The 6,830-nt window shown below is 69.8% G+C and carries 7 protein-coding genes; 4 read left to right on the plus strand and 3 right to left on the minus strand.

The window, feature by feature from the left end:
- Together CCN56_RS28975 and CCN56_RS28985 are read left to right on the plus strand one after the other, a co-directional pair.
- A partial coding sequence (locus CCN56_RS28975) for a LysR substrate-binding domain-containing protein (RefSeq protein WP_218779461.1) occupies positions 1-705 on the plus strand: 705 nt, incomplete at its 5' end.
- A 598-nt stretch (positions 706-1,303) separates the two neighbouring features.
- Positions 1,304-2,344 carry a vWA domain-containing protein gene (locus CCN56_RS28985; protein WP_086830937.1) on the plus strand — a complete coding sequence of 347 codons (1,041 nt, stop codon included), beginning with the start codon at positions 1,304-1,306 and terminating at the stop codon, positions 2,342-2,344.
- A 79-nt stretch (positions 2,345-2,423) separates the two neighbouring features.
- Here the strand turns inward: CCN56_RS28985 and CCN56_RS28990 are convergent, their stop codons facing one another.
- A complete protein-coding gene (locus CCN56_RS28990; RefSeq protein WP_086830938.1) occupies positions 2,424-3,062 on the minus strand; it encodes an HAD-IA family hydrolase in 639 nt (212 codons plus the stop codon).
- Between the two features lie 364 nt (positions 3,063-3,426).
- On the opposite strand from CCN56_RS28990, the gene CCN56_RS28995 reads away from it, so the two are divergent.
- Complete coding sequence (locus CCN56_RS28995; RefSeq protein ID WP_179200021.1) at positions 3,427-4,320, plus strand: Sir2 family NAD-dependent protein deacetylase; 894 nt, start codon at positions 3,427-3,429, stop codon at positions 4,318-4,320.
- Positions 4,321-4,346: 26 nt separating this feature from the next.
- Here the strand turns inward: CCN56_RS28995 and CCN56_RS29000 are convergent, their stop codons facing one another.
- Positions 4,347-5,072, minus strand: coding sequence for a 2-phosphosulfolactate phosphatase (locus CCN56_RS29000; RefSeq protein ID WP_086830942.1), 726 nt, complete (start codon positions 5,070-5,072; stop codon positions 4,347-4,349).
- A gap of 335 nt (positions 5,073-5,407) precedes the next feature.
- Between CCN56_RS29000 and CCN56_RS29005 the strand changes: the two genes are divergently transcribed.
- Positions 5,408-5,941: a hypothetical protein gene (locus CCN56_RS29005; protein WP_086830939.1), complete on the plus strand. Its 534-nt coding sequence runs from the start codon at positions 5,408-5,410 to the stop codon at positions 5,939-5,941.
- A 6-nt stretch (positions 5,942-5,947) separates the two neighbouring features.
- Here CCN56_RS29005 and CCN56_RS29010 read toward each other — a convergent pair whose 3' ends face one another.
- Positions 5,948-6,757: an alpha/beta fold hydrolase gene (locus CCN56_RS29010; protein ID WP_086830940.1), complete on the minus strand. Its 810-nt coding sequence runs from the start codon at positions 6,755-6,757 to the stop codon at positions 5,948-5,950.
- Positions 6,758-6,830: the final 73 nt, after the last annotated feature.

Here is a 6,830-nt window from a genome sequence, read left to right on the forward strand (position 1 = left end):
GCCCGGCGTGCACGCCGGGCCGGTCAGCCGACACCCCAGCTCGTCGTGGCGGTCAAGCCGGGAGGCGATGCCGGGCTGCTGCGGGAGATCCTCGCCGCCTACCGGGAAACGGGTTCGCATCTGCCGCCGCCCGAAGTCGTCGTCGGCGGCAGCGGGGAGCCGATCGCCATGCTGCGGGACGGCCGTGCCGACGTAGCGCTGCTGCGCAGCCCGTTCGACGGTCAAGGGCTGGATTCCCAGACGCTCGTGGTCGAGCCGCGACTGGCCGTCCTCCCCGCCGCGCACCGCCTGGCCGGACGCCGGCGACTGCGGCTGACCGACCTCAAGGGCGAACCGATCCCACGCTGGAAAGGGGCCGCCCCCTCCGACGCCGCCTACTACACAGGATGTGACGGAGCGGAAGCAGGCGACAACCATACGGACTCGGCATCGGCCGACACTCCCGAGGGGCCGCTCGTGGCCAGCGTCGAGCAACTCCTGGAGGTGGTCGCGCTGGGCCAGGCGGTGGCGTTCCTGTCACTCTCCACCACCAAGCTGCACCAGCGTCCGGACATCGCATACCGGCCGGTCACCGGCCTCAGTCCCAGCGCGGTCATGGTCGCCTGGCCGGAGACCTCGCGATCCACAGCCGTCGCCGCCTTCGTCCGAGCCGCCCACGACGTCGCCGCCCACCACCCCGACCACATGACCGCACTGACCCACTGACCGGGGGAACTCACCCCTCGCCATCGCGAGCTCACCGTCTCCGGCGCCCTCGACGACCACATCCCCGACCTGGCCGTCGGACCTGCTCAGCCAGCGCCGGAGAACGGCGTGGGTGGTGTCGTCCAGCGTGCACAGGGCCTCGACGGCGTCGAGGTCGCCCGGCAAGGGTGCGATGCCCGCCGTGGTGAGAGCGGCGTGGAGCTCCAGTCGGCGGCGGTCGGACGGTGCCAGGCGGACGGTCCGGCGGCTCGAGGGCTCGGGCGCCGGCGGTGTGTCGTCGCCGACCGTCGGCGTCTCCTCCTCGTGGTCGATGCGCGCGGCAGGGAAGCGGTACGGGTCGAGATCCATCAGTGCCGTCGGCGTCGCGGGGACAGGTCGGAACACGGTCATGAATGCCTCCTCGGTCGTCGTGCAACCCGCACAGGACGACGGCACGACGGTCGGCGGCAGTTGCGGCACCGGCGTACATCCACCCGGATGTCCCCTACGCCATCTCGTCACAAGACAGATGACCCGACCGGTCGGCGCTGGTCGTGGGCGGTTGTCAGTGGTGGATGAGACGGTAGGAACATCAAGTCGGAAAGAGGGGGAAGCTGTCTTGTCCGGAAACCAGAACTACATCAATCACGTCGCCCTTGTGCTCGACGCCAGTTCTTCCATGTCCCACCTGAGCCGCAAGGTCGTCGAAGTCGCCGACCAGCAGATCGCCTATCTTGCCCGCCGGTCGAGGGAACTGGACCAGGAGACCCGCGTCACGGTGTACGTCTTCGCCGACAAGGTGGAATGCGTCATCTACGACAAGGACGTGCTGCGCATGCCGTCGCTGAAGCAGTTGTACCGGGTCGGTGGAATGACGGCTCTGCTGGCAGCCGCATTGAAGTCGCAGCGGGAGCTGGCACAGACCGCTCAGCTGTACGGCGACCACAGCTTCCTGACGTTCGTCCTGACCGACGGACAGGAGAACGCCAGTCACCGCTGCCCGGACGCCCCTGCCGGAAATCCGCGTGAACTGGTCCGGGCCGTGGCCGAGATGATCGAGGCGCAGGAGGACAACTGGACCCTCGCCGTCCTCGTACCGGACCAGATGGGCAAGCGCGAGGCCATGAACTGTGGTTTCCCCAAGGAGAACGTCGCCGTCTGGGACGCCACGAGCACACAGGGCCTGGAGGAGGCCGGGCAGGTCATCCGGGAGGCCACCGAGAAGTTCATGGTGGGCCGCGCCCAAGGAATCCGTGGATCGCGGGCGGTTTTCTCCACGGGCGCGGAGGCGGTCAACAAGGAAACCATCGAGGCGGCCGGTCTCACTCCGGTGAATCCGTCGGAATACCAGCTGATTCCGGTGGCGCGTGACGCGGCGATCCGGGAATGGGTCGTCGAGTCCGGGCACACCTATCGCACGGGATGTGCGTTCTATCAGCTGAGCAAGCCGGAGAAGATTCAGGCGCGGAAGCAGATCGCGGTACTGGAGAAGAAGACGGACCGGGTGTACACGGGGCCTCAGGCCCGGGCCCTGCTCGGTCTGCCGAATGTGGAGACGCGCGTCAAGCCCGACCACAACGACGACTTCACCATTTTCGTGCAGAGCACCAGCGTCAACCGGAAGCTCGTCCCCCAGACGCGGCTCCTCCTCATGGTCTGACGAGTCATTCACTCGAAATCGGATCGGGTGCGGAATTCGGGTCCTGGCCGGCGCCCTCCGGGGCCGGCCAGGACCTTCCTCAGCCGAGCGGGAGACGTTCCGGGGCCGAGTGTCCGGCGTCGAGATGAGCGGCGATGCGTGCGATGGTCCGGGCGTTGTCCTCGAACAGATGCGCCTGCATGCCCGCGGCCCGGGCCGCCTCGACGTTGGCTGCGGCGTCATCGATGAACAGGCAGTTCTCCGGTCGTACGTCCAAACCGGTGGTTGCGGCCTCGAAGGCGAGCAGGTCGGGCTTCTCGATGCCGATCTCATGGGAGTAGACGATCTGCTCGACCAGTTCGTCGAAGTGGTACAGCGTCGTCTCCCGTTCCCTGGCCCCGACGAAACTGTTGCTCAGGATCCCCAGCCTGCACTTCCCGCGCAGTCCTCGTACGTAGTCGATGAGCTCGTCGTTCGCGGTTCCCAGGTACTCCGTCCAGAGGTCGGCCATGAACGACTCGACCTGGGCGCCGTCGAGACCCAGACGGGTCGCGACCTGCTCGTGCACCTCCTGCTCGCTGATGCCGCCGACGCTGCCGGCCCGCCACACATCGCGCATCCGCTCGTTCACGGTGCCGAGCGGCAGGAACAGGCGCGCCTCCCACCGTTGCACCCATCCCGTTTCCGGCGTGATCTCCAGTACGCCACCGATATCGAGAATGACGCAGGTCGCTGACACGTGGACTCCCCCTCTGATCCCGGCTTGCGGGGCGAGCCACACCGCCGGCTCGCCCGGCCGACAGGGAACACCCTCGTCGTTCCCTCCTGGACATGGTCAAGTGTTCTCGGAGGTCTGTGACAGCCCTGTCGCACGTCGCACGGAGAGCTCGACGCACGGACGCGCGGAACCCTCCCTGCTCGTCGCGGCGACCCGGCCGATCGTGCGCCTCTCGTACTCCTCCCCCAGGAGTACGGCCGCGGCGACACGGAGGGTGCTCTCGCGTTTGCGGACCGTGCGTCCGCCTGGGCGCCGCTCGGTACCGGGGGTCCGGCATCGCCGCGGCGAGAGGCCCTCGTGCGGGTCCGTTCCGTACCCTGGCGGCATGCGCATGCGCCCCACTCTGAGCTGGACCCCCGACGAGGACCTGCCACCGGGCACGACGGACCTCGGGCCGGTCGCCGATGCGCTGGACGCCGGGGGCGTGCTGGTCCTCAGCGGCGCGGGCATCTCCACGGAGTCGGGCATCCCCGACTACCGGGGCGAGGGCGGAAGCCTGAGCCGGCACACCCCGATGACCTACCAGGACTTCACCGGCAGCGCCCAGNNCTGGGCGCGCAGCCACCTCGGCTGGCGCACCTTCGGCCGTGCCCTGCCCAACGCCGGACACCTGGCCGTGGCCGCCTTCGCACGCCGCGGCCTGCTCTCGGGCGTGATCACCCAGAACGTCGACGGTCTCCACCAGGCCGCCGGCAGCGGAGGGGTCGTGGAGCTCCACGGCAGCCTGGCCCGGGTCGTCTGCCTCTCCTGCGGCACGTACAGTCCGCGCCGTGAACTCGCCCAGCGGCTCGAGGAGGCCAATGCGGGCTTCGCACCGGTGGCGGCCGGGATCAACCCGGACGGTGACGCCGACCTGACCGACGAGCAGGTCGCGGACTTCCGCGTGCTGCCCTGCGCGAACTGCGGAGGCGTCCTCAAACCCGACGTGGTGTTCTTCGGCGAGGCCGTGCCTCCCTCACGGGTCGAGCACTGCCGGAGACTGGTCGGCGAGGCGACCTCGCTGCTGGTCCTGGGCTCCTCGCTCACCGTGATGTCCGGCCTCCGGTTCGTCCGCCAGGCGGCCCAGGCCGGGACACCGGTGCTGATCATCAACCGGGACCCGACCCGCGGCGACCGGCACGCCCTCACCCGGATCGCCCTCCCCCTCGGGACGGCCCTCACCACCCTCGCCGACCGGCTGGGCATCCCCCCGACCGATGACCGGGCGCGGCTCGACTGAAGCCGTGCTCACCGTGGGGGCGGCGCCTACCGGGCAGGGGCCGCTGTTCGGGGTACGCCGTCGGGCACTGCGACAGGGCGCAACACCATCAGTGACTCTTCCCTGCGGGCGACCATCGCGAAGGAGAACCTGTCGAGGTCCAGGCACAGGTCCACATCGTCCGGGTGCACACCCCGGTATCCGCGCCGCACTCCGTCGGCAAGGCCGGCGGCCGCCCGGGAAGCCCTGGCGCGGTGGAGATACGGGGCCGCTGCAACGCCGTCACCGCCCCCGCCGAGACGTCGGCCTATGTAGGCGGCGCAGGCCAGGTCCTCGTCGGCCCGGCCCGCGTCGCCGGTCACGACGAACGTCACCGGTCCGGAAGCCTGCGCCTTCAGGAACCGCGCTGTCGCGCCGGCCACCACGAAACTCGCGCACAGGACGAGCGGCGAGCTCGCGACGGCCAGCGCACCGACGGTTCCGGCCGTCGTCTTCTGCACCACCGTACGACCGGTCAGATCGAACGACCTGATCAGGCCAGGCGAGTTGACGATGTCGAAACCTTCCGCCGGAGCGCCGTCCTTGAGCGCGATCCACCCCGGTTCCTTCTCCTTCAGAGCCAGTGCCTCACTGTCCGACGGGGCCAGGACGATCTTCTCGGTACCGCGCGAGAAGGCCCAGGCCGCCACGGTGAAGGCCCGCATCACGTCGACGACGACCGCCACGGGCGGAACGTCTGTCAGTTCTGGAATACCGACGAAGCGGTGGATCATCGCGCCATTCTCGCTGAGGCCCGTGTCCGTGCCGCCCTGCGCAGACGTCACCTGCCTGCCGTTGGGGCGAGGCCGTCGCACCGGGCGATGAGCGTGCCGAGTTCGTGGCGGGTGACGGCCTCCGGGCCGGCGATGTGGAAGACGCCTGCTCTGCCGTTCCCCGTCACCGGCCGTAGGGCCTGATGCGGACGGTCCGCCTGATCGGCCGGCCCCGCGCGGGCAGGCCGTGTCACTCCTGAGGGGGGCGCCTCGGGATTCGCCGGATCCCGGCCCGGGCGGCGGTCTAGCGTGCGGGCATGCCGTGGCGTCTGCCGCCGTCACATGAGGAGGATCCCGTGTCTTCACCCTGCGACCCCCAGTACGCTCCCGCCGGTGACGTGAGTGGGGCGATGATGCTGGTCGACTCCCGGCTCAAGGCCATCTACGACGGCAGGACCGAGGTCGATCCCGAACAGCGGAAGCTCGACGAGCAGTTCACCGCGTCCTTGGGGCCCACGGGGGCCCAGGACCTCCTGGACGGCGTGTGCACGATCATCTTCATGTACATGAAGTGGCTGCGGACGGCCTGCGAGGACCACGACAAGGACGTGATCGAGTACGTCGTGCCCAGCCTCGTGACCTCGATGAGCAGGATGCCCCGGAGCGTCCGCCCCGAGGCCGTCCCCACCATGGCCGGGCTGGTCGTCGCGGCGGGTACCGGGCTCAGCCCGAGCCTGTGGCGCAGGCAGTACGGGGAGTGGACCAAGGAGGAGATGAACGCCCTGGAGGCCACCTCCTTCCTTCTCGCGGAGATCATCAACCGGATCACCGACGACCGCGACTTCGCCACCCGTCTGGTCACCGACGCCCTGTCCAGCGCGGACCGGTAGCCCGCCTCAGGTGCGGTCGGCCATGAAGGCCGTCAGGTCGCGGAGTACGCGCTCCGGGGCCTCCCAGTACGCGATGTGGCCCACGCCCTCGTAGACGAGGAGCCGGGAGTCGGGGACGGCGTCGAGGATCGTCTGCTGGTCCTCGCGGGTCAGGACGGGGTCCTGGTCGCCCCAGACGACCAGGGTGGGGACGAGGATTCCCGACAGGGTGGCCCGGAGGTCGGTCTCGAGGAGGCCGCGCAGGGTCTCGCGCCAGACGTGGGCCGGGGCCTTCAGGGTTTCGTCGACGACGGTCTGCAGGAAGCCGCGTCCCATGGGGATCGCCGTCAGGCCGTCGACGAGGGCCGCTGCGAGCTCTGGGTTCACGGGATCCTTCAACTCCCGTACGGCTTTCCAGAGTTCGGCGGCCTTCGGCTTGTCGGCGAGGGTGGCCGGGACGCCGAGCAGGACGAGGCCCGCCACGCGGTCCGGTCGGCGGCCCGCGACGATGCGGGCCTGCACCCCGCCGCTCGATCCTCCGACCAGTACCGCTCGTTCCGTGCCGACGCTGTCCATGAACGCGACCAGGTCCTCGGCGAAGTCCTCCGGCAGATAGCCGTCGGGCGGCTTGTCGGCGTCGCCGTGGCCGCGCTGGGTGGGGGCGTACGCGTGCAGGCCCGGGGGCATGCGGCGCAGCAGCGGCTCGAACGTCCACCAGGAGTCCAGGTAGCCGTGCACCAGGACGAGCGGTGTTCCCCCCGGCCGGCCCGTTTCCGCGTACGGAAGCGTGGGGCGCTCCTCCCCCAGGACGGCGCTGTGCACGGCGACGGCGGCCATCGCGGCCCTCCTCACCTCTCCTTCTCCAGGATAGGAAGGAGGGGGGTGGGGGGACAGTCGGGGCGTTTCCGGG

Origin of the sequence: Streptomyces sp. NRRL B-24572 (genome assembly GCF_002156145.1) — a bacterium.
GTDB classification, from domain to species: Bacteria; Actinomycetota; Actinomycetes; order Streptomycetales; family Streptomycetaceae; genus Streptomyces; species Streptomyces vietnamensis.